This window comes from Mycolicibacterium bacteremicum (genome assembly GCF_002086115.1).
GTDB classification, from domain to species: Bacteria; Actinomycetota; Actinomycetes; order Mycobacteriales; family Mycobacteriaceae; genus Mycobacterium; species Mycobacterium bacteremicum.
Genome location: NZ_MVHJ01000035.1, coordinates 22,418 through 43,387, shown reverse-complemented (window position 1 = coordinate 43,387; position 20,970 = coordinate 22,418). Strand labels below are relative to the sequence as shown.

Below are 20,970 nucleotides of genomic sequence, written 5' to 3'. Positions count from 1 at the left end.
CATGAGCAAGACGTTGTCGGTGGGGATCATCGGGGCCGGGCCCGGCGGTCTGGCGCTGGGTATCTTCCTGCGCAAGGCCGGGTTCCGCGATTTCACCATCTTCGACCGGGAGGACGGTGTCGGCGGGACCTGGCGCATCAACACCTATCCCGGGCTGGCCTGTGATGTGAAATCACACCTGTACTCGTTCTCCTTCGACCTCAACCCGCACTGGTCGCGGTTGTGGTCTCCCCAGCGGGAGATCCTGGCGTACTTCGAGGAGTCGGCTCGCCGGCACCGCCTCGAACCCCACCTGCGGCTGAACACCGAGATCACCGCCGCACGCTGGAACGCGGGCGCGCACAACTGGACGCTGACCACGGCCACCGGCGCGCAGCACACCTTCGACATCGTGGTCTCGGCAATCGGCCTGTTCACCCAACCGCTGATGCCGGTGCTGGCCGGCCGCGACCGGTTCGCCGGCACCGTCATGCACACCGCGCAGTGGGATCACAGCGTGGCACTGCACGGAGCCCGGATCGCCGTGCTCGGCACCGGATCGACTGCCTCGCAGGTGGTTCCGGAGCTGGCCAGGATCGCCGAGAAGGTGTACTCGGTACAGCGCACCCCGACCTGGATCCTGCCCAAACCCGACCGGCCCTACACCGAGCGGGAACGTTGGGTGTTCGCCCACGTGCCGCTGGCCAAGAAGATCTACCGCACCCGGCTCTGGTTGCGTAGCGAATCGAACATCGCCGTGATCGAGGACGGTAGCGACAAGACCCAGCAGTTCAAGGCGGTTGCGCTGGGCATGCTGCAGTCCGCGGTCGAGGACGAGGATCTGCGGGCCAAGCTCACCCCCGACCACCCGCTGGGCTGTAAGCGGTTGGTGTTCTCCTCGGATTTCGTGCCGACCCTGACCCGTCCCAACGTCGAGGTCGTCGACAGCCCGGCCCGCGGGCTCACCGATACCGCGCTGGTGACCGCCGACGGGCGCGAACTCGATGTCGACGTGGTGGTCTGTGCCACCGGGTACGCCGCGGCCGACTACCTCGGTCAGATCGAGGTCACCGGCGAGTCCGGCCGGACCCTGCGCGATACCTGGCGCGACGGCGCCTACGCCTACCTCGGCATGGCGGTGCCCGGATTCCCGAACTTCTTCATGTTGTACGGCCCGAACACCAATGTCGGCTCCAACAGCGTGATCTTCGTCCTCGAGGCCCAGGCGCACTACATCGTGCGAGCGCTGCGCCATCTGCGGCGGCACCGCCAGACCTATCTGTCCGTGCGTCCGGATGCCATGCGCGAGTACCTGTCCCGCATCGACGGCTGGATGCAGGGCACGGTGTGGCTCACGCGGTGCAACAGCTACTTCCGCGCCGCCAACGGCCGGGTGGTCACCCAGTGGCCGCGCAGCGCCCGGGCGTTCTGGCAGATGACCCGCCGATTCCGCCCCGGCCCGTACACCTTCGGGCGCCGATGACCATCCATGACCGCCTCGACCCGGCATTGCGGCACCTGCTCGGTGCCCGCACCGATCTGTCCGCCGAGCTGTTGCCCGCCGTCCGGGACGGACTCGACCAGCGCCGCCGCGACGGTCGGGATGCGGTGGACTGCGCCGGTGTCGACATCACCGACGGCGTGGTGGCCGAGAACATCCCGGTGCGTACCTATGCCGGCGGCACGGCCGGGACGGTGGTGTACTGCCACGGCGGCGCGTTCGTGCTGGGCAACCTGGACACCGACCATCGCCAGTGCGTCGAACTGGCCCGCCGCGCCGAGGCGACGGTCATCTCGGTCGACTACCGGCTGGCCCCGGAGCACCCATACCCGGCCGGCCTCGACGATGTGCTCACCGTGCTGCGCTGGGCCGCCGCGCACACCGGCACCGATCGGTTGGCGCTCGCCGGCAACAGTGCCGGCGGTGCGCTGGCCGCCGGACTGGCGCAGCGCAGCGCCGCCGGTGCGGCCCCGGCCGTCGTGTTCACGTTGCTGCATCAGCCCGTCCTGGACATCGGGCTGACACCATCGAAGCAGGAGTTCGACCGCACCCCGGGATTCGACGGTCCGGCAACGGAATTGATGTGGCGGCACTACCTGGCGGGGGAGCGGCCCGTGCCCGGGGCGGTACCGGCCCGAGTCGCCGACCTGAGCGGACTGGCACCGACCTTCATCAGCTGCTCTGAACTCGATCCGCTGCGCGACGAGGCCGTCGACTATGCGCTACGGCTGATGTGGGCCGGGGTGGCCACCGAACTGTACGTCGTGCCGGGAACCTGTCACGGCTTCGACTCGATGGTCCCGGACTGGGACGTGAGTGGGCGGCTGTTCGAGTTGCAGGGGGCGGCGCTGCGGCGGGCCTTCAGCTGAGCGCGTCGAGTTCGCGGGCGACCGCGGCGTGATAGGCGTCGATATGGGCCGGGTTGACGATCCGGAAGAACCCGTCGCTCATCGGGGCATCGCGGTAGGCCTCGATGGTCATGGTCCGGGTGAACAGCGTGACCTCGGGATCCGGTGAGCTGAAGTGGTATTCGATGGTCATCCGGCCCTCGAAGCCGCCGACCCCGGCGTAGTCGGTACCGAGCCGGCCGACCGAACTGAACACCCACATCCGCGGTCGGGTGGCGATGGCCAGCTGCCAGGTGAACACCCGGTCCTCGGTGGGGTGGGCCTCCTGCCAGGTGTCGCCGACCCGCAGCGGCAGGGTGTCGGACACCCCGGTGATGCGTGGTCCGCCCGGATACGTCTTCGCCCAGTTGACCGGATTGGTGACGAAGTCGTAGATCGCCGCGGCAGGCAGGCGGAATGCGGTCTCCGAGCTGGTGGTGACGATTCCCAACGAAATGCCCTTCCTGGCAGTGTGTCTCAGCAACCGCAGCCGGCGTGGCCCGCGGGCAGCTCGGCGATCATGTCGACCAGGGTCTCGTCGAAGCTGAGAAACCCGGTGATGGCCGCCGATTCCGGGAGGGTCTCCGGGTAGCTCCACGCGACATCCGGGATCACCCGACCGTCGACAGTCGCCGACCAGTACCGGGCGTGGCCCTTGTAGTTGCAGTAGCTGGTGGTCGGGCTGGGCGCCAGCAGGTCGGTGCGCACCAGGGCCGGATCGACGTACAACCGTGGGGCCAGCGCGGTCTCGTACACGACGACCGTATCGGTGGTGTCGACCAGCACGGTGCCCGCGATGCTGACCCGCAGGCCGCGCCCGGACGGCAGACAGTCCACCCGGTGGTACGGATTGGGCGGGTAGTGCACCAGCCGGCGGCCCTCCTCGACCCAGGCGTCGACCGCGTCCCACGGCACCCGGACGTACCCGGGCCGCTCGGGGACGGGCTCGGTTGGCAGTCCGCGGACCTCGCCGACCGGGAAGGCGTAGCTGAGCGGATGATCACGGCGGTGCACCAGCAGCGCGGCCTCGGTGTCGATCACGGTGTCCCCGTGCCGGATCGCCTGCACCCGGCGGGGATGCGGTTCGATGAAGACCACCTCTGCCGGGATGGCGGGGAAGAACTCGCCCGCGGGATCCCGGCTGAACGGACCGCGACCGGCGTACAGCGTCATGGCGAAGAGCTTTACAGATTGGCGAATAAATGTCACGCTGAATCAGCCCTGCCGACATCGGTGCCCGAAGGAGACAGCCAGCGTGAAAGCCCGTTCGACGCATCCCGACGAGCGCACCGTCTTCGGTTATCAGCGCGGTGTGGGCGTCCGCAGCTCGGCCACCGCACTGCTCAGCTATGACCTGATCGTGGTGGCGGCCGATGTTGCCGACGTGGTCCGGGGTGCCGGCGGTTGGCTGTATGACCGGGTACGCGCCGGTTGGAAGGTCGACGTCGTCATCCCCGGCGGCAGCGATGCGCGACCGCTGGACATCCTCGGCGTGCGCGCCGTCGAGGCGGGACGCGCCGCACGGGAACTACCCACCGACCCGGCCGCCCTCGCGGTCTCGGCCCGGGCCTTCGGGATCGACGCCGACCTGCGCACCCACGTCACGCGCGCGCTGAGACAGGGCGTGGCCGAGGTGACGATGTGGGGCGAGGGCAACGCGGCGGGAGCCGGCGCCGCCCCGGTCCAGTTCCGCCTCAGCCCGGCCGCGCGCGCGTTCAAGGCGCACGCGCTGGCGGCCGCCGGGCTGCCGGGGCGGGTCGAGACCACCGAGCAGTTCCGCAGTTGTGCACTCTGGTATCCGACCGACGGGCCAGATCTGGTCGCCGTGCGCTGAGCGCCGACACGAAAACGCCCCGGAAACCGTGGGTTCCGGGGCGTCGCGTACAGCGATCGGGCTAGCGGTACCAACCGCGGCTGCGGGCGATCCAGTCGCGCACCACGATGCCGAGGATAAGCACCGCGAAGAAGATCAGGAACACGTCCTCGACATGACCGACATGGTTGCCGTGCGTCATGACCACCAGGAAGATGGCGCTGAAGATGCCGATGATGTGCAGCACCCGCGGGTTCTCCGTCGACCAGCCCCAGGCCGCCGAGGGCACATCTTCGGTATCGACGCCGTTGTGACGTTCGACCTCGGTGCTGGACACGCCTTCTCCTCACGTCCGGTGGAACCCGAATGACTGCGCCCATTCTGGCACACGGCTCCGATTCCGCCCGATGGGGCGTGGGAAACGCCGGGTAGTGGGTACGTTGCCAGCGTGACCGAACGTTTGCGCAGGAAATCTGTAGAGCAGTCCATCGCCGACACTGATGAACCGGGCACCCGGCTGCGCAAGGACCTGACATGGTGGGACCTGACCGTGTTCGGCGTATCGGTCGTCGTCGGCGCGGGAATCTTCACGGTTACCGCCTCGACCGCGGCCAACATCACCGGGCCCGCGATCTCGGTGTCGTTCATCCTGGCCGCCGTCACCTGCGGGTTGGCCGCGCTCTGCTACGCCGAGTTCGCCTCCACGGTCCCGGTCGCCGGCAGCGCCTACACATTCTCCTATGCCACCTTCGGTGAGTTCGTCGCCTGGATCATCGGCTGGGATCTGATCCTGGAGTTCGCCGTCGGCGCCGCGGTGGTGGCCAAGGGCTGGTCGAGCTATCTGGGCACGGTGTTCGGATTCTCCGGCGGCGTGGTCGGACTGGGCCCGCTGGACTTCGACTGGGGTGCCCTGCTGATCGTCGGCACCGTCGCGGTGCTGCTGGCGCTGGGCACCAAGCTGTCCTCGCACTTCAGTCTCGTCATCACCGCCATCAAGGTGTCGGTGGTGCTGCTGGTCGTCATCGTCGGCGCCTTCTACATCAAGGTCGCCAACTACACCCCCTTCGTCCCGCCGGCCGAATCCGGCGAGGCCAGCGGGTCGGGGGTCAACCAGTCCCTGTTCTCGCTGCTGACCGGGGCCGCGGGCAGCCACTACGGCATCTACGGCCTGCTGGCCGGGGCCTCGATCGTCTTCTTCGCGTTCATCGGGTTCGACGTGGTGGCCACCACGGCGGAGGAGACCAAGAATCCGCAGCGCGACGTCGCCAAGGGGATCCTGGCGTCGTTGGCGATCGTCACGGTGCTCTACGTCGCGGTCGCGGTCGTGCTCTCCGGGATGGCGTCGTATCTGGACATGAAGGAGGCCGGCGCGGGACATCCCAACCTGGCCACCGCCTTCGAACTCAACGGCGTGGGCTGGGCCGCCAAGGTCATCTCGGTCGGCGCGCTGGCCGGGCTGACCACCGTGGTGATGGTGCTGATGCTGGGGCTCTCCCGGGTGCTGTTCGCGATGTCGCGGGATGCGCTGCTGCCGCGGTCGCTGGCCCGCACCGGGACCCGTGGCACGCCGGTCCGCATCACCGTGGTGGTCGCCGTCCTGGTCGCACTGGCCGCCTCGCTGTTCCCGGTCAACCGACTCGAAGAGATGGTCAACGTCGGCACCCTGTTCGCGTTCGTGCTCGTCTCCGCCGGCGTCATCGTGCTGCGGCGCAGCCGCCCGGATCTCGAACGCGGGTTCCGGGTTCCGTGGGTGCCGCTGCTGCCGATCGCCTCGATCGTCGCCTGCCTGTGGCTGATGCTGAACCTGACGGCGTTGACCTGGATCAGGTTCATCGTCTGGATGGCCCTCGGTGTTCTTATCTATCTCCTCTACGGCCGTCGGCATTCGCTCCTGGGCAAACGACAGGCGCTCAACGGAAAGATCTGACGTGCAGTTCTGGAGCGGTACGCCGTTCATGTCGGCCGCCGAGGCGCTGCAGCTCGCCCAGATACTCGACGAGGCCGGCTTCGACGGCGTGATCTGCGCCGATCACATGATCTATCCGCGGACGCTGACCTCGCGGTATCCGTCCGAGAGCGGTACCCCCGGCTGGGCGCCGGAGACGGCGTGGCCCGACTCCTGGGTGATGATCGGCGCGATGGCCGCCCTGACGAGGACGCTGCGCTTTTCCAACGCCGTCTACGTGGCGCCGTCACGGCCGCTGGTCGAGGTCGCCAAGGTGGTCGCGACGGCCGCCGAGGTCTCCGGAGGCCGGGTGTCCCTCGGTGTCGGCGTCGGCTGGATGCGCGAGGAATTCGAGTTGATGGGCCAGGATTTCGGTACCCGCGGCAAGCGCCTCGACGAGATGATCCCAGCCCTGCGTGCACTGTGGCGAGGCGGCTGGGTGTCCTGGGCCGGTGAGCATTACCGGGTGCCCGAGATGATGCTCGAACCCCACCCGCCCGGTCCGGTACCGATCCTGTGCGGCGGCGAATCCGAGGCCGCGCTGCGCCGGGCCGCCCGGTTGTGCGATGGCTGGGTCGGGACCGCCTATGTGTTGGACGAGGCGGTGCGCCATGTCGATCGGCTGTCGGACCTGCGCCGCGAATACGGCCGCGCCGAGCAGCCTTTCGAAGTGCTTGTAGCACTGCTGGATCCGCCCTCGGTCGAGCTGTACCAGCGCGCCGAGGAGGCCGGCATCACTGCGGTGATGGTCGCCCCGTGGGCCATGGCGCAGGACCGCCGCGATGCGACGATGCGGTTCGCGGACAAGGTGATCAGCCGGTTCCGGTGACTCAGCCGTAGGTGAACGAATACGCCTGAAGCCCCTTGTCCAGGGTGACCTCCAGGGTGCCGGAGCCCTCGGTGTCGTCGGCGACGATCTGGCGCATGTTCGGTGGGCCGCTGACGGCGAGCTCGCGGGTGACGCCGTCGCGGGTGACCCGCACGGTGCCGTTGCCGCCGACGACCAGATAGACGTTGCGCGCGCGGTAGTTCAGCCGGATCGCGGCATCGCCGGACTGCGCGGTGATGCCCTGGTAATCCAGTGCCCACGGCCCGCGTAGGGCGAAGTGGTCCGCGGCCAGTTGGGCCGGGAAGTCGAAGGTGTGGGTGCCCTCGTCATACACGCCGGTGCCGCCGTAGTTGACCACCTTGCCGACGCTGAAGTAGGTCTCCGGTGTGGTGGGCGCGGTCGGGGTGTCATCGGAGCGTTCGGTGGCCGCCGGCAGGGCGCTGTCGTCACCGTCGGAGAGAAGCTGGCGGATCAGCTTCTCGGTGGTGGCGTAGTCACCCTCGCCGAACTTGATATGGCGTACGACGCCCTGCTTGTCGATCAGGTAGTGGGCAGGCCAGTAGCGGTTGCGGTAGTTGGTCCAGGTGGAGAAGTTGTTGTCCATCGCCACCGGATAGGTGATGCCGAGATCGGCGGCGCCGCTGACGACATTGGCCTCCTCCTTCTCGAAGGCGTATTCGGGGGTGTGCACCCCGATGACCTCCAGGCCGCGATCCCGGTAGGCCGCATACCAATCGACCAGGTGCGGTATGGAGCGCTGGCAGTTGATGCAGGAGTAGGCCCAGAAGTCGATCAGAACCACCTTGCCGCGCAACGATTTCAGATCGATCGGTGCGTTGTCCGGGGTGTTGAGCCATGCCGTGATGCCCTTGAGATCCGGTGCGGTACCGCAACTCTCCAGCTCGGGTGCACCGTTGGTGCAGTTGGACAGCTCGGCATTCTGCTCGTTGACCAGGCCGCCGAGGTTGAGCTGTTCGCGCAGCTGCTCCTCGCCGCCCACCTGCTCCTGCAGGGCGCCGGTGTAGTCGGGGATGGCGCGTTGCAGCACCGCGGGCAGATTGAACACCAGCGCGACGGCCAGGCCGATGGTGACCACCCCGGCGATGACGCGGATTGTGCGCTGCCGCCGCCGGAAGGCCGCGACCCGCTCGGCGACGCGGCGGCCGGCCAGGGCGAAGAACAGCAGGGGCAGCGCGGCGCCGATGGCGAAGGACAGCGTCAGGGCGACGGTGTCGGCACCGATGCTGCCGGTGGCGCCGGCGACCACGATCGCGGCCAGCACCGGACCGGCACACGGCACGTAGAGCACTCCCAGGGTCAACCCGAGGCCGAAACCACTGTTGCCGGAACCGAACTGCTTCTGCGGAAGTTTCGAGAACGGCTTTTCCAACCATGCCTCGAACTGCGGGAAGATCAGCCCGAGGCCGATTGCCACCAGGGCCACCAGGGCCACCCAGCGAATGGTGTCCTGGGGCAGGTGCAGCAGCGACAGCAGTGCCGAACCGACCAGTGTGACCAGGCTGAAGCTCAGCACCAGGCCGGCGATCACCAGGTAGGGCCGCAGCCGCGAGGACAGGGCCGGCCGGGCGGGAGCCTGGGTGGCCACACCACCGGAGCCGGCCGAGCCGGCAGTTCCACCGGAGCCGGCCGAGCCGGCAGTTCCACCGGAGCCGGCCGAGCCGGCAGGGTCACCGCCGCTGCCGGAGCCGCCGGTGGTGCCGGAGAAGAAGATCACCGGCAGCACCGGCAGGATGCACGGCGAGATACCGGTGATCAGGCCACCGAGGAAGCCGATAACGATGAGTGTGGCCATATGAGTCATTCGTCACCGCAACATAATTGGATGGCCCGAACGCAGATCAGCCCGGCCGGGGAACCGGCCGGGCTGATCGCGATCACCGAGATCACATCGGGGGCATCGGGGGCATCAGCACCGTGTCGATGAGGTAGACGGTGGCGTTGGCGGTCTGCACGCCGCCACACACCACGTTGGCGTCGTTGACCTTCAAATCGGCCGGCATCATCATGTTCGGGGCGGTGACGGTGACATCGGCGCCCTGCATCGTCTTGTGCACACCGACGACCTGCTCGGGGCTGGCCTGGCCCTCGACCACGTGGTAGGTCAGGATGCTGGTCAGCAGTGCCGAGTCGGTCTTCAGGCGCTCGATGGTCGCCGGGTCGATCTTGGCGAATGCCTCATCGGTGGGCGCGAACACCGTCAGCGACGGCGCACTGTTCAGCGTGTCGACCAGGTTCACGTTCGGGTTCAGCTGGCCCGACACCGCCTGGGTGAGGGTCTTGAGCATCGGGTTGTTCGACGCGGCGACGGCCACCGGGTCCATGGCCATACCGGTCACCGAGGCCGGTCCGACCGGGTTCTGGGCGGCGTACGCGGCGCAGCCCGGGCCGACCGGGGCGGCCTGGGCGACACCGGCCGAGGCGAACATGAGGCCGGTTGCGGCGGCCGCGGTACAGGCGATACCGGCGAGCTTGCGGGTGTTAAGCGAGAGAGTCATCGATCAGGTCCTTTTACTTGGTCGTCTTCACGTTTCGTATGGGGGGCGGGACGGCGGTGCCGCTGATGGGGGCGAGGCAGCCCGGTCGGGGGAACGGGCTGCCTCGCCGGTTCATCGCCGGCGCAATCAGGCAGCCGGGGGCATCAGGACGGTGTCGATCATGTAGACCGTGGCATTGGCGGTCTGCACGCCACCGCACACCAGGCCGGCGTCGCCGACCTTGAGGTCGTTGCCGGCGCCGGTCACGGTGACCGGGGCGCCCTGCACGGTGGTGTGCTCACCCGCGATCTGATCGGGGCTCGCCTGACCCGGCACCACGTGGTAGGTCAGGATCGAGGTCAGCAGGTCCGAATCGGTCTTCAGGGTCTCCAGCGTCGCGGCGTCGATCTTGGCGAACGCGTCGTCGGTCGGGGCGAAGACGGTGAACTCACCGCCGTTGAGGGTGTCGACCAGGTTCACGTTCGGGTTCAGCTGGCCCGACAGCGCCTGGGTCAGCGTCTTGAGCATCGGGTTGTTGGAGGCGGCCACGGTCACCGGATCGGCGGCCATGCCGGTGACCGAGCCCGGGCCCTCGGGGTTCTGCTCGGCGTAGGCGGCGCAGCCCGAGCCGATCAGATTGCCGGCCGGGGCGGCCATGCTGGTGCTCGTCTCGGGAGCCGCCATCGACGAGGTCATGGAGGAGACTGATGAACTGGCTTCACCGGCACTGCTCTCGACGGTGTCACTGCCGCCCGAACAGGCAGACAGACCGAGCGCCGCCACGGCGGCGAATCCGGCGAACGCAATCCGATTGTGGGTCAATCTCATGAGACTCAACTTCCTTGTTGGCGGGTGGCCGGTACCAACCCGTTTGGCCCTACATCGGCTATTCGGTGCCCGTGCCGACCCGGATGGGTCCGAGACGGAATTCGTCTGATCGGCGGGGCACAATGGTCGGGTGAGTTCTGACCGCCGGCGCGTGTTGATCCTGGGAAGTACCGGGTCGATCGGCACCCAGGCCCTCGAGGTGATCGCCGCGAACCCGGACAGTTTCGAGGTGGTAGGGCTGGCCGCCGGCGGCGCCAACGCCGACCTGCTGGCCCGGCAGGCCGCCGACACCGGCGTGACCAACATCGCGGTCGCCGACCCGGGCGCGACCATCGACGCACGCTTTCGTGGACCCGATGCCGCGACCCGACTGGTCGAGGACACCGAGGCCGATGTGGTGCTCAACGCGCTTGTCGGGGCGCTGGGCCTCAAACCCACGTTGGCCGCGCTGCACAGCGGCGCCCGGCTGGCGCTGGCCAACAAGGAGTCCCTGGTGGCCGGCGGACCGCTGGCGCTCGCGGCCGCCGCCCCCGGCCAGATCGTCCCGGTGGACTCCGAGCACTCCGCGCTGGCGCAGTGCCTGCGCGGCGGCACGGCCGACGAGGTCGCCAGCCTGGTGCTGACCGCATCGGGTGGCCCGTTCCGCGGTTGGTCGGGCCGGCAGCTGGAGGACGTCACCCCCGAGCAGGCGGGCGCGCACCCCACCTGGTCGATGGGGCCGATGAACACCCTGAACTCGGCGACGCTGGTCAACAAGGGGCTGGAACTGATCGAGACGCACTTGCTGTTCGGCATCGACTACGACCGCATCGAGGTCGTGGTGCATCCGCAGTCGATCGTGCACTCGATGGTCACCTTCACCGACGGGTCGACGCTGGCCCAGGCGAGCCCACCGGACATGAAGCTGCCGATCGCACTGGCCCTGGGCTGGCCGGCCCGGGTACCCGGCGCCGCCGCGGCCTGCGACTGGACCACCGCGTCGACCTGGACTTTCGAGCCGCTGGACGGCTCGGTGTTCCCGGCTGTCGACCTCGCCCGCGAGGCCGGCCGCCGCGGTGGCAGCCTGACCGCGGTCTACAACGCGGCCAACGAGGAGGCCGCGGCGGCGTTCCTCGACGGCCGGATCCGGTTCCCGGCGATTGTCCGAACCGTTGCCGATGTGCTGCACGCCGCAGATCAATGGGCCGCACAACCAGCTACCGTGGAAGAGATACTCGAAGCGCAGGACTGGGCCCGTGACCGGGCAGGCAGCGCGATCAACCGGGAGGTAGTGGGAAGCCGATGATGTTCACGGTCGGCATCGTGCTCTTCGCACTGGCCATCCTCGCCTCGGTGGCACTGCACGAATGCGGGCACATGTGGGTGGCGCGCGCCACCGGTATGAAGGTGCGTCGCTATTTCGTCGGCTTCGGACCGACGGTGTGGTCGACGCGGCGTCCGAACAAGCTCGGCAGCACCGAATACGGCGTGAAGGCCGTCCCACTCGGCGGGTTCTGCGATATCGCGGGCATGACCGCGGTGGACGAGATCGCCGAGGAGGACCGCCCGTACGCCATGTACCGGCAGAAGGTGTGGAAGCGGGTCGCGGTGCTCTTCGCCGGACCGGCGATGAACTTCATCATCGGCCTGGTCCTGATCTACGGCATCGCGATCATCTGGGGCCTGCCCAACCTGCACCCGCCGACCACCGCGATCGTCGGTGAAACCGCCTGTGTCGCACCGCAGGTGGCCAAGGGTGGCGAGGATCCGTACGGTCCGTGCCCGCAGCCCGGCCCGGGCCCCGCCGCGCTGGCCGGTATCCAGCCCGGTGACACCATCGTCAAGGTCGGCGACACCGACGTCGCGACCTTCGCCGACATGGCGGCCGAGATCCGCGCGCTCGACGGACCGGTGCAGGTGGTCTACGAACGCGACGGTCAGCGGCTGTCCACCGTCGTCGACGTCGCCCAGACCCAACGCTTCACCTCCAACGACGCCGAGACCCCCGACACCGTCGGGGCGATCGGGGTGAGCGCGGCCCTGCCGCCGGGACCGACGCAGTACAACCCGCTCACCGCCATCCCGGCCACCTTCACCTTCACCGGTGACCTGGCCGTCGAACTCGGCAAGGCGCTGGCCAAGATCCCCACCAAGATCGGTGCCCTGGTCGACGCCATCGGCGGCGGGGAGCGGGATCCCGAGACACCGATCTCGGTGGTGGGCGCCTCGATCATCGGCGGCGACACCGTGGACGCCGGGCTGTGGGTGGCGTTCTGGTTCTTCCTGGCCCAGCTGAACTTCGTGCTGGGCGCCATCAACCTGATCCCGCTGCTGCCCTTCGACGGCGGCCACATCGCGATCGCGGTCTACGAGAAGATCCGCAATATGATCCGGTCGGCGCGCGGCAAGGTCGCCGCGGCGCCGGTCAACTACCTCAAATTGATGCCCGCCACCTACGTCGTGCTCGTGCTGGTGGCCGGTTACATGCTGTTGACGGTCACCGCCGACTTCGTCAACCCGATCAGGCTCTTCCAATAGATTCAGCCCAGTAGGAGCTACACCATGACCTCCATCGGTCTCGGCATGCCGGCCCCGCCGCCGCCCGTGCTGGCCCCCCGCCGCAAAACCCGTCAGCTCAAGGTCGGTGATGTCGGCGTCGGCAGCGACTCGCCGATCTCGGTGCAGTCCATGTGCACCACCAAGACCCATGACATCAACTCGACGCTGCAGCAGATCGCCGAGCTGACCGCGTCGGGCTGCGATATCGTCCGCGTCGCGTGCCCGCGTCAGGAGGACGCCGACGCGCTGCCGATCATCGCCAAGAAGGCCAACATCCCCGTCATCGCGGACATCCACTTCCAGCCCAAGTACATCTTCGCCGCCATCGACGCCGGGTGCGCCGCGGTGCGGGTGAACCCGGGCAACATCAAGGAGTTCGACGGCCGCGTCAAAGAGGTCGCCAAGGCCGCCGGTGCCGCGGGCATCCCGATCCGGATCGGGGTCAACGCCGGCTCGCTCGACAAGCGGATGCTGGAGAAGTACGGCAAGGCCACCCCGGAGGCGCTTGTCGAGTCCGCGCTGTGGGAGGCCTCGCTGTTCGAGGAGCACGGCTTCGGCGACATCAAGATCAGCGTGAAGCACAACGATCCGGTTGTCATGGTCGAGGCCTACGAGCAGCTGGCCGCCCAGTGCGACTATCCGCTGCACCTCGGCGTCACCGAGGCGGGCCCGGCCTTCCAGGGCACCATCAAGTCCGCGGTGGCGTTCGGCGCGCTGCTCTCGCGCGGGATCGGGGACACCATCCGGGTCTCGCTGTCGGCGCCGCCTGCCGAGGAGATCAAGGTCGGCACCCAGATCCTGGAGTCACTGAACCTGCGCCCGCGTGGCCTGGAGATCGTGTCCTGCCCGTCCTGTGGACGTGCGCAGGTGGATGTCTACACGTTGGCCAACGAGGTCTCCGCCGGGCTCGACGGGCTCGACGTCCCGCTGCGGGTGGCCGTCATGGGGTGTGTGGTGAACGGCCCCGGCGAGGCCCGCGAGGCCGACCTCGGCGTCGCGTCCGGCAACGGCAAGGGGCAGATCTTCGTCAAGGGCGAGGTCGTCAAGACGGTGCCCGAGGCGCAGATCGTGGAGACGCTGATCGAGGAGGCCATGCGCATCGCCGGTGAGGCCGACGCGCAGGGAACTCCCTCCGGACCTCCGGTTGTCACCGTAAGCTGAGTTACGGCCCTGTGAACCGGGGCCACCCCAGTCGGCCGGCCCGAGAAAGAGTCCCCCATGTCGGCTCCACCGCTGTCCCGCGTCACCGCAGATCGACGGGTGTCGGTGGTCCGCGACCTGGAGTCGGTGCGCGGTGTGCTGGAAGCCGATCCGGTGGCCGCCTGCATGGTGGCCTGCCGGGTGCAGGACTTCGGGGTGGACCCCAGTGCCATCGGCGGCGAGTTGTGGACGCGCCGGCGTCCGGCCGAATCCCTGTGCTACGCAGGGGCGAATCTCATCCCGCTGCGCGGCGCCGCCGATGACCTCGCGGCGTTCGCGGCCAAGGCACTCAGCGCTCCGCGCCGGTGTTCGTCACTGGTGGGCCGCGCCGAGCTCGTCATGCCGATGTGGCGGCACCTGGCGGCGGGCTGGGGCCCGGCCCGCGATGTCCGCGACGACCAACCGCTGATGGCGTTGACGGGCCCACCGGTGTGTGCGCCCGACCCCTCCGTGCGCCCGGTGCGGATGGAGGAGTTGGACGCGTATCTGGTGGCCGCCATCGAGATGTTCATCGGCGAGGTCGGCATCGACCCGCGCCTCGGTGACGGCGGCCGCAGCTACCGACGTCGGGTGGCCGGCCTGATCGCCGCCGGGCGGGCATGGGCGCGGTTCGAGCACGGCGAGGTCGTCTTCAAGGCCGAGGTCGGCTCGCAGTCGCCGACCGTCGGCCAGATCCAGGGTGTCTGGGTGCACCCGGCGTGGCGGGGCCGCGGTCTGGGTGCCGGGGGGACCGCCGCGGTGTCGGATGCCGTGTTGCGCGGTGGCCGGACGCCCAGCCTGTACGTCAACGGTTTCAACGATGTCGCGCGCGCCACCTACGCGAAGATCGGCTTCACCCAGGTCGGCACGTTCGCCACCATCCTGCTGGACTGAGATCGGCGTTTCTGTGGTCCACGCGTGCGGTGGACCGCAAAATCGTTGATCTCAGCGCAATCACGGTTGTGTCTCGGTGCGCCTCCGACGCCTGCGGTCGCCACACTCATAACATTTGCCCCAATGGCATCGCTAATCACATCCGCATCAGGGTTCACACGGCTTCGCGCCGCGGTGGCCATGGCCGCCGTCGCCACGACCGTCGGCGCCCTGAGCGCCTGCACCCCGAAGCCGGACGGCCCGCAGCCCGCCGCCGAGCAGTTCTTCGCCGCGCTCTCCACCGGCGACACCGCCGCCGCGGCCGCGCTGGCCGACAAACCCGACGAGGCCAAGGCGGCGCTCAACGAGGCCTGGGCCGGTCTGCAGGCCAATCGGCTGGACACCCAGATCACCGGGTCGAAGTACGAACTCGACACCGGCACAGTGAAATACCGCTACACCTGGCATCTGCCCAAGGAGCGGACCTGGACCTACGACGGCGAACTGAACATGGTGCGCAACGAGGGTCAGTGGCAGGTGCGCTGGACCACCACCGGCCTGCACCCGGGCCTGGGCGCGAACCAGACGCTGGCGCTGCGCGCCGACCCGCCCCGGCGCGCCTCGGTCAACGAACGCTCCGGCAGCGATGTGCTGGTGCCGGGCTTCCTGTACCACTACAGCCTCGACGCGCGGGCCGCCGGCGCCGAACTGATGCCCACCGCCCGCGCCGTCGTGGACGCACTGCGTCCGTTCGACAATTCGCTCGATGCGCAGCGCCTCGCCGAGGAGGCCAGTTCACGCACCACCCCGCTGAGCCTGATCACACTGCGCAAGACCGATCACGACCGGGTCTTCGCCGCGATCGGCTCCCGGCCGGGGGTGGTGGCCACCCCGCAGCCCGAAATGCTGCCCACCGACGAGAAATTCGCGCCCGCCATCGTCCAGGAGGTCAAGAAGGCGGTCAGCGACGACCTTGCCGGTGAACCGGGCTGGCGGGTGGTCAGCGTGAACCAGAACGGCGTCGATGTCGCCGTGCTCAACGAGGAGTCGGGCACCCCGGCGCCGTCGGTGACCATCAGCCTGGACCGGTCCGTGCAGAACGCCGCGCAGGACGCGGTGAACATGGTCGGCAAGAAGGCGATGATCGTGGCGATCAAACCGTCCACCGGCGAGATCCTGGCCGTGGCGCAGAACGCCGCCGCCGATGTCGACGGCCCGACCGCGACGATGGGCCTCTATCCGCCGGGGTCGACCTTCAAGATCGTCACCGCCGCGGCCGCCCTGGAACGGGATATGGCCACCCCCAACACGTTGCTCGGCTGCCCGGGCAAGCTCGACATCGGTCACCGCACGGTGACCAACTACAACGCCTTCGATCTGGGCACCGTGCCGCTGTCGCGGGCGTTCGCGAACTCCTGCAACACCACCTTCGCCGAACTGGCCAGCGTCATGCCGCCGCGCGGGCTGACCACCGCGGCCGCCCGCTACGGGCTGGGCCCCGACTTCGTCGTCGACGGGGTTCCCACCGTGACCGGGTCGGTGCCCCCGACGGTGGATCTGGCCGAACGCACCGAGGACGGCTTCGGTCAGGGCAAGGTGCTGGCCAGCCCGTTCGGCATGGCGCTGGTGGCCGCGACGGTCGCCGCGGGCAAGACCCCGGTGCCGCATCTGATCGAGGGCCGCCAGACCGAGGTCGACGGTGCGGCGGCCGAACCGCTGAGCCCCGAGATCATCGACGGGCTGCGGCCGATGATGCGCCTGGTGGTGACCAACGGCACGGCCAAGGATCTCAACGGGCTCGGTGACGTCCGTGGTAAGACCGGCGAGGCGGAGTTCGACGGCGGTTCGCACGCGTGGTTCACCGGCTACCGCGGGGACATGGCGTTCGCGGCGCTGATCGTGGGGGGTGGCAGTTCGGAGTACGCGGTGCGGATGTGCCGCGACATGCTCAACGGATTGCCGCCGGATTATTTGGCCTAGCCTGGACGGGTGACCGACGATCTGACGCTGCGGGTCTCCGACGCGGACCGCAACGGCACACTGCGCAGACTGCACAACGCCGTCGCGCTCGGGCTCATCGACATCGAGGAGTTCGAGGAGCGCTCGGCGCGGGTGGCCTCGGCCCGGTTGCATTCCGATCTGACCGCCCTGGTCGACGATCTGCCGGGCCCCGGCGCGATCGTCACCTCGGCGGCCGACCGGGTGGAGCTGCGCGGGGTGCTGGGGTCGCTGAAACGGCAGGGGGAGTGGGTCGTCCCGACCCGGTTGGCGCTCACCCGGCGGATGGGCTCGGTGGATCTGGACCTGACCCGCGCCCGGTTCGCCGGGCCGATGGTCGTGGTGGAACTCGACCTCAAGTTCGGATCCCTGGACCTGCGGCTGCCCGCCGGTGCGAGCGCCTCCATCGATGATGTCGAGGTCATCGTCGGCAGTGCGCGCGATCACCGCGGCGACGCGCCGGCCGAGGGCACCCCGCACATCATCCTCACCGGCCGGGTGGTCTGCGGCTCGGTGGACATCCGCGGCCCGCGCCGCGCCTGGAAGCCCAGCCTGCGCCGGGGCTAACGCGGGGTCAGAACCGCGAACGTCAACGTGGCGCGGGCGGCCAGCCGGTCGCGACTGGTGTCGGTGACATCGACGGCGGTCACGATGAGCCGCTTACCGGCCCGCACCATCGTCGCCTCCGCCCGCGCGGTGCCCATGATCGGCGCGAGGAAATGGATGTTCAGATCCGCCGTCGTCACATCGTGCCCGGCGCCGGTGGCGCTGCCGGCCAGCATGCCGGCGGCGATGTCGATCAGCGTCGCGACCAGACCGCCCTGCAGGGCGCCCCGCACATTGGCCAGATCGGGCCGGTTGTCCATCTCCAGCACGAGGCGCTCGGCGGTCGATTCGACCTCCCGGTAGTCGAGCAGATTGAGCAGGTGAACCGTCTCGGTCATCCCTGCACGGTAACACCATTACCGCTGGTGGAGAGTCCGCCTCTCGGGCGGCGCACACCCGCCGCCGGGCAGCCTTCGGCAGCGGGCGCGATCTCGGTAGGCTGATCGTCATGCCTGTTCGTGCCCCTCTCCGGTCCGGCGAGTTGTCGCCGACGCTGCCGGTGCCCAAGTCGATCGAGCGACCCGAGTACGTCTGGAAGCCGACGGCGAGAGAGGGCAGCGAGCCCTGGGTGCAGACGCCCGAGGTGATCGAGAAGATGCGTGTCGCGGGACGGATCGCCGCGGGCGCACTCGTCGAAGCCGGCAAGGCCGTTGCACCCGGGGTCACCACCGATCACCTGGACCGGGTGGCCCACGAGTACATGGTCGACCACGGCGCCTACCCGTCCACCCTGGGCTACAAGGGTTTTCCCAAGTCCTGCTGCACCTCGCTGAACGAGGTCATCTGCCACGGCATCCCGGACTCGACGGTGATCGCCGACGGTGACATCGTCAACATCGACGTCACCGCCTACATCGACGGGGTGCACGGTGACACCAACGCCACCTTCCTGGCCGGTGACGTCGCCGAGGAACACCGGCTGCTGGTCGAGCGCACCCACGAGGCGACCATGCGGGCCATCAAGGCGGTCAAGCCGGGCCGGCAGCTCTCGATCGTCGGCCGCGTCATCGAGGCGTATGCGAACCGCTTCGGCTACAACGTGGTTCGTGACTTCACCGGGCACGGCATCGGTGAGACGTTCCACAATGGCCTGGTGGTCCTGCACTACGACCAGCCGGCCGTGGACACCGTGCTCGAACCCGGTATGACGTTCACCATCGAGCCGATGATCAACCTCGGGTCGCTGGACTATGAGATCTGGGACGACGGCTGGACGGTGGCCACCCGGGACCTGAAGTGGACGGCGCAGTTCGAGCACACGCTCGTCGTCACCGAGGACGGCGCCGAAATCCTCACGCTGCCTTGACGGGCGCGTTGCTGGTCGCCGGCACCACCTCCGATGCCGGCAAGTCGATGGTGGTGGCCGGGCTGTGCAAGCTGCTGGCGCGCAGGGGTGTTCGGGTGGCCCCGTTCAAGGCCCAGAACATGAGCAACAACTCCGCAGTGACCGTCGAAGGTGGCGAGATCGGTCGCGCCCAGGCCGTGCAGGCCCGCGCCTGCGGTCTGGCGCCCAGCGTGCGGTTCAACCCGGTGCTGCTCAAACCGGGGAGCGACCGCACCTCCCAGCTGGTGGTGCGCGGTCAGGTCGCGGGCACCATGGCCGCCGGAGACTATTTCACCCGGCGTAGTGAACTGGCCGGCGTCGTCAACGATGAGTTGCGCTCCCTGCGAACGGATTTCGACGTCGTCATCTGCGAGGGCGCCGGCTCGCCCGCCGAGATCAACCTGCGCGCCACCGACCTGTCCAACATGGGATTGGCCCGCGCCGCCGACCTGCCGGTCCTGGTGGTCGGCGATATCGACCGCGGCGGCCTGTTGGCACACCTGTTCGGGACGGTGGCCGTACTCGAGCCCGCGGACCAGCGGCTGATCAGCGGCTTCCTGGTCAACAAATTCCGCGGTGACCCGGCCCTGCTCGCGCCCGGCCTCGATCAGCTGGTGCGGCTGACCGGACGACCCACCTACGGGGTGATCCCATACCTCGACGAGCTCTGGATGGACACCGAGGATTCCCTGTCGGTGCAAGCGGGTCGCGCGCTGGGCGCCCCGATCGCGCCGCGCGGGCAGGACTGGTTGCGGGTCGCCGCGGTCCGGCTGCCCAGAATCTCCAATTCCACCGATGTGGAGGCTCTGGCCTGCGAGCCGGGGGTCGCCGTGCAGTGGGTGACCGATCCGGGCGAGGTCGCCGACGCCGACGTCGTGGTGCTCCCGGGCAGCAAGGCCACCGTCGCCGACCTGCACTGGTTACGCGAGCGCGGGCTGGCCGACGCGGTGACCGCGCACGCCGGCGCCGGGCGTCCGGTGCTCGGGGTCTGCGGCGGTTTCCAGATGCTGTGCCGGACCATCGACGACCCGGTGGAATCGAAGGCGGGCACCGTGGCGGGCCTCGGTCTACTGGCCGCCGACATCATCTTCGCTCCGGCGAAGACGCTGCGGCACTGGGACACTCCGCTGCACGGCTATGAGATCCACCACGGCCAGGTGGCCGACAACGCGGAGCCGGGCTGGCTGGGCGTGGGCATCCGTCGCGGACAGGTGTACGGCACGCACTGGCACGGGCTGCTCGACAACGACACGGTGCGCCGCCAGTGGCTGGCCGAGGTGGCCGCGGCGGCCGGGCGCGGCGGTTTCGTCGTCGCCGACGACATCAGCGTGCCCGCCCGCCGCGACGCCCAGCTGGACCTGATGGCCGACGCGTTGGAAACCCACGCCGATATCGATGCCGTGCTGGGCCTGCTCGACGGCGTGCCGTCGCGACCGGTGATCTCCCATCACGCTCGGTAGCCTGGGGCCATGATGTTCACCGTCCGGCGGGTGCTGGTGCTGCTCACCGTTCTGGCGACGCTGACCGGATGCAGCAGCGCGATCTCGGGCACGGCGACCTGGCCGGGCGCCCGGTTGGAGAAGGTGCTGCTGAGCGCCGCCGATTTCCCCGACGGGGTGCAGTTCGACCGCATCATCGAGGCCGAGGGCGTGCCCGACGGCGCCGGCGGTCCACCGCCCATGCTGTCGGACCCGCCCGGCTGCACCGAGGGATTCAGCAAATCCATCGGCGCATCCGCCGAACGCGGACCGGGCAGTGCGGCCAAGTATGTCGTCGGCTACGACGGCGCCCGGATGCTGATCACGGTGCTGAGCTGGTCGCTGGACCTGGAGACGCTGGAGGCCATCGCCGAACGCTGCGAGCGCTTCTCGACGTATTTCGGCCCCGGCTCACCGGCGATCCCGATGACGACGACCGCGCTGGACACCGAACGCGACGGCGCGCTGGTCTACGAGCAGACCATGGACCTCGGTGGCGTCCGCAGCAGCGTGTACTTCTCCTTCGAGAACGTCGGCTCGATGGCCTTGTTCGGTGTCGCCTTCCCCACTCCGAATCCGAGCATCCCGGTCAAAGCCACGCTGCCGCAGACGTTTCTGGAGACGACCGGCAACCAGGCGCAGCGGCTGGAGCAGGCGTGAAGCCGGCGAAACGCCCCCGCCGGACGCCGGGATGACC

At 68.9% G+C, this 20,970-nt stretch carries 21 protein-coding genes; 14 read left to right on the top strand and 7 right to left on the bottom strand.

The genetic code is table 11. The features are described 5' to 3' along the window. The first annotated feature begins 1 nt into the window (after position 1). Positions 2–1,462: a flavin-containing monooxygenase gene (locus BST17_RS25480; RefSeq protein WP_083061697.1), complete on the top strand. Its 1,461-nt coding sequence runs from the start codon at positions 2–4 to the stop codon at positions 1,460–1,462. Next, positions 1,459–2,349, top strand: coding sequence for an alpha/beta hydrolase (locus tag BST17_RS25475; protein ID WP_083061696.1), 891 nt, complete (start codon positions 1,459–1,461; stop codon positions 2,347–2,349). Before BST17_RS25480 ends, BST17_RS25475 begins: the two co-directional genes overlap by 4 nt. On the opposite strand, the gene BST17_RS25470 is transcribed toward BST17_RS25475, so the two are convergent. Together BST17_RS25470 and BST17_RS25465 are read right to left on the bottom strand one after the other, a co-directional pair. Continuing rightward, positions 2,342–2,818 carry a polyketide cyclase gene (locus tag BST17_RS25470; RefSeq protein ID WP_083061695.1) on the bottom strand — a complete coding sequence of 159 codons (477 nt, stop codon included), beginning with the start codon at positions 2,816–2,818 and terminating at the stop codon, positions 2,342–2,344. The genes BST17_RS25475 and BST17_RS25470 overlap by 8 nt on opposite strands. A gap of 26 nt (positions 2,819–2,844) precedes the next feature. Next, positions 2,845–3,540 (bottom strand): DUF427 domain-containing protein, encoded by a 696-nt coding sequence (locus BST17_RS25465; RefSeq protein ID WP_083061694.1) that lies wholly within the window; start codon positions 3,538–3,540, stop codon positions 2,845–2,847. 82 nt (positions 3,541–3,622) lie between these two features. Here BST17_RS25465 and BST17_RS25460 point away from each other — a divergent pair, with 82 nt between their 5' ends. Then, positions 3,623–4,201, top strand: a complete 579-nt coding sequence (locus BST17_RS25460) for a hypothetical protein (RefSeq protein WP_234807823.1) — start codon at positions 3,623–3,625, stop codon at positions 4,199–4,201. A 61-nt stretch (positions 4,202–4,262) separates the two neighbouring features. On the opposite strand, the gene BST17_RS25455 is transcribed toward BST17_RS25460, so the two are convergent. Further along, positions 4,263–4,517 carry a DUF2631 domain-containing protein gene (locus BST17_RS25455; protein WP_083061693.1) on the bottom strand — a complete coding sequence of 85 codons (255 nt, stop codon included), beginning with the start codon at positions 4,515–4,517 and terminating at the stop codon, positions 4,263–4,265. Between the two features lie 111 nt (positions 4,518–4,628). On the opposite strand from BST17_RS25455, the gene BST17_RS25450 reads away from it, so the two are divergent. Together BST17_RS25450 and BST17_RS25445 are read left to right on the top strand one after the other, a co-directional pair. Beyond that, entirely contained in the window at positions 4,629–6,107 is a 1,479-nt protein-coding gene (locus BST17_RS25450) for an amino acid permease (protein ID WP_083061692.1), read from the top strand. 1 nt (position 6,108) lies between these two features. Continuing rightward, on the top strand, positions 6,109–6,954 hold the full coding sequence (locus BST17_RS25445; protein WP_083061691.1) for a TIGR03619 family F420-dependent LLM class oxidoreductase: 846 nt from the start codon (positions 6,109–6,111) through the stop codon (positions 6,952–6,954). 1 nt (position 6,955) lies between these two features. Here BST17_RS25445 and BST17_RS25440 read toward each other — a convergent pair whose 3' ends face one another. The 3 genes from BST17_RS25440 to BST17_RS25430 form a co-directional block, all read right to left on the bottom strand. Further along, entirely contained in the window at positions 6,956–8,767 is a 1,812-nt protein-coding gene (locus BST17_RS25440) for a cytochrome c biogenesis protein DipZ (protein ID WP_083061690.1), read from the bottom strand. 91 nt (positions 8,768–8,858) lie between these two features. After that, positions 8,859–9,470: a fasciclin domain-containing protein gene (locus BST17_RS25435; RefSeq protein ID WP_083061689.1), complete on the bottom strand. Its 612-nt coding sequence runs from the start codon at positions 9,468–9,470 to the stop codon at positions 8,859–8,861. A gap of 126 nt (positions 9,471–9,596) precedes the next feature. Then, positions 9,597–10,277, bottom strand: coding sequence for a fasciclin domain-containing protein (locus tag BST17_RS25430; RefSeq protein WP_083061688.1), 681 nt, complete (start codon positions 10,275–10,277; stop codon positions 9,597–9,599). A gap of 130 nt (positions 10,278–10,407) precedes the next feature. Between BST17_RS25430 and dxr the strand changes: the two genes are divergently transcribed. The 6 genes from dxr (at position 10,408) to BST17_RS25400 (ending at position 17,432) form a co-directional block, all read left to right on the top strand. After that, a complete protein-coding gene (gene dxr, locus BST17_RS25425; RefSeq protein WP_083061687.1) occupies positions 10,408–11,562 on the top strand; it encodes a 1-deoxy-D-xylulose-5-phosphate reductoisomerase in 1,155 nt (384 codons plus the stop codon). Beyond that, complete coding sequence (locus BST17_RS25420) at positions 11,559–12,794, top strand: M50 family metallopeptidase (protein WP_083061686.1); 1,236 nt, start codon at positions 11,559–11,561, stop codon at positions 12,792–12,794. Before dxr ends, BST17_RS25420 begins: the two co-directional genes overlap by 4 nt. A 24-nt stretch (positions 12,795–12,818) precedes the next feature. After that, positions 12,819–13,976, top strand: coding sequence for a flavodoxin-dependent (E)-4-hydroxy-3-methylbut-2-enyl-diphosphate synthase (gene ispG / locus BST17_RS25415; protein WP_083061685.1), 1,158 nt, complete (start codon positions 12,819–12,821; stop codon positions 13,974–13,976). Positions 13,977–14,033: 57 nt separating this feature from the next. Then, a complete protein-coding gene (locus tag BST17_RS25410) occupies positions 14,034–14,888 on the top strand; it encodes a GNAT family N-acetyltransferase (RefSeq protein WP_083061684.1) in 855 nt (284 codons plus the stop codon). A 180-nt stretch (positions 14,889–15,068) separates the two neighbouring features. Further along, the gene (locus BST17_RS25405; RefSeq protein ID WP_083061683.1) at positions 15,069–16,847 is read left to right on the top strand and encodes a penicillin-binding transpeptidase domain-containing protein; all 1,779 of its coding nucleotides are present in this window, start codon (positions 15,069–15,071) and stop codon (positions 16,845–16,847) included. Between the two features lie 9 nt (positions 16,848–16,856). After that, positions 16,857–17,432, top strand: a complete 576-nt coding sequence (locus BST17_RS25400) for a DUF1707 SHOCT-like domain-containing protein (RefSeq protein WP_083061682.1) — start codon at positions 16,857–16,859, stop codon at positions 17,430–17,432. Here the strand turns inward: BST17_RS25400 and BST17_RS25395 are convergent. Further along, complete coding sequence (locus BST17_RS25395) at positions 17,429–17,809, bottom strand: PaaI family thioesterase (RefSeq protein ID WP_083061681.1); 381 nt, start codon at positions 17,807–17,809, stop codon at positions 17,429–17,431. The genes BST17_RS25400 and BST17_RS25395 overlap by 4 nt on opposite strands. Before the next feature lie 110 nt (positions 17,810–17,919). Here BST17_RS25395 and map point away from each other — a divergent pair, with 110 nt between their 5' ends. Genes map through BST17_RS25380 form a run of 3 tightly spaced genes read left to right on the top strand, consistent with a single transcriptional unit; the run spans position 17,920 to position 20,933 of the window. Then, positions 17,920–18,777 carry a type I methionyl aminopeptidase gene (gene map, locus BST17_RS25390; RefSeq protein ID WP_083061680.1) on the top strand — a complete coding sequence of 286 codons (858 nt, stop codon included), beginning with the start codon at positions 17,920–17,922 and terminating at the stop codon, positions 18,775–18,777. After that, on the top strand, positions 18,774–20,255 hold the full coding sequence (locus BST17_RS25385) for a cobyric acid synthase (RefSeq protein ID WP_109750298.1): 1,482 nt from the start codon (positions 18,774–18,776) through the stop codon (positions 20,253–20,255). Before map ends, BST17_RS25385 begins: the two co-directional genes overlap by 4 nt. 9 nt (positions 20,256–20,264) lie before the next feature. Continuing rightward, complete coding sequence (locus tag BST17_RS25380; protein WP_109750297.1) at positions 20,265–20,933, top strand: hypothetical protein; 669 nt, start codon at positions 20,265–20,267, stop codon at positions 20,931–20,933. The last annotated feature ends 37 nt before the right edge of the window (positions 20,934–20,970 follow it).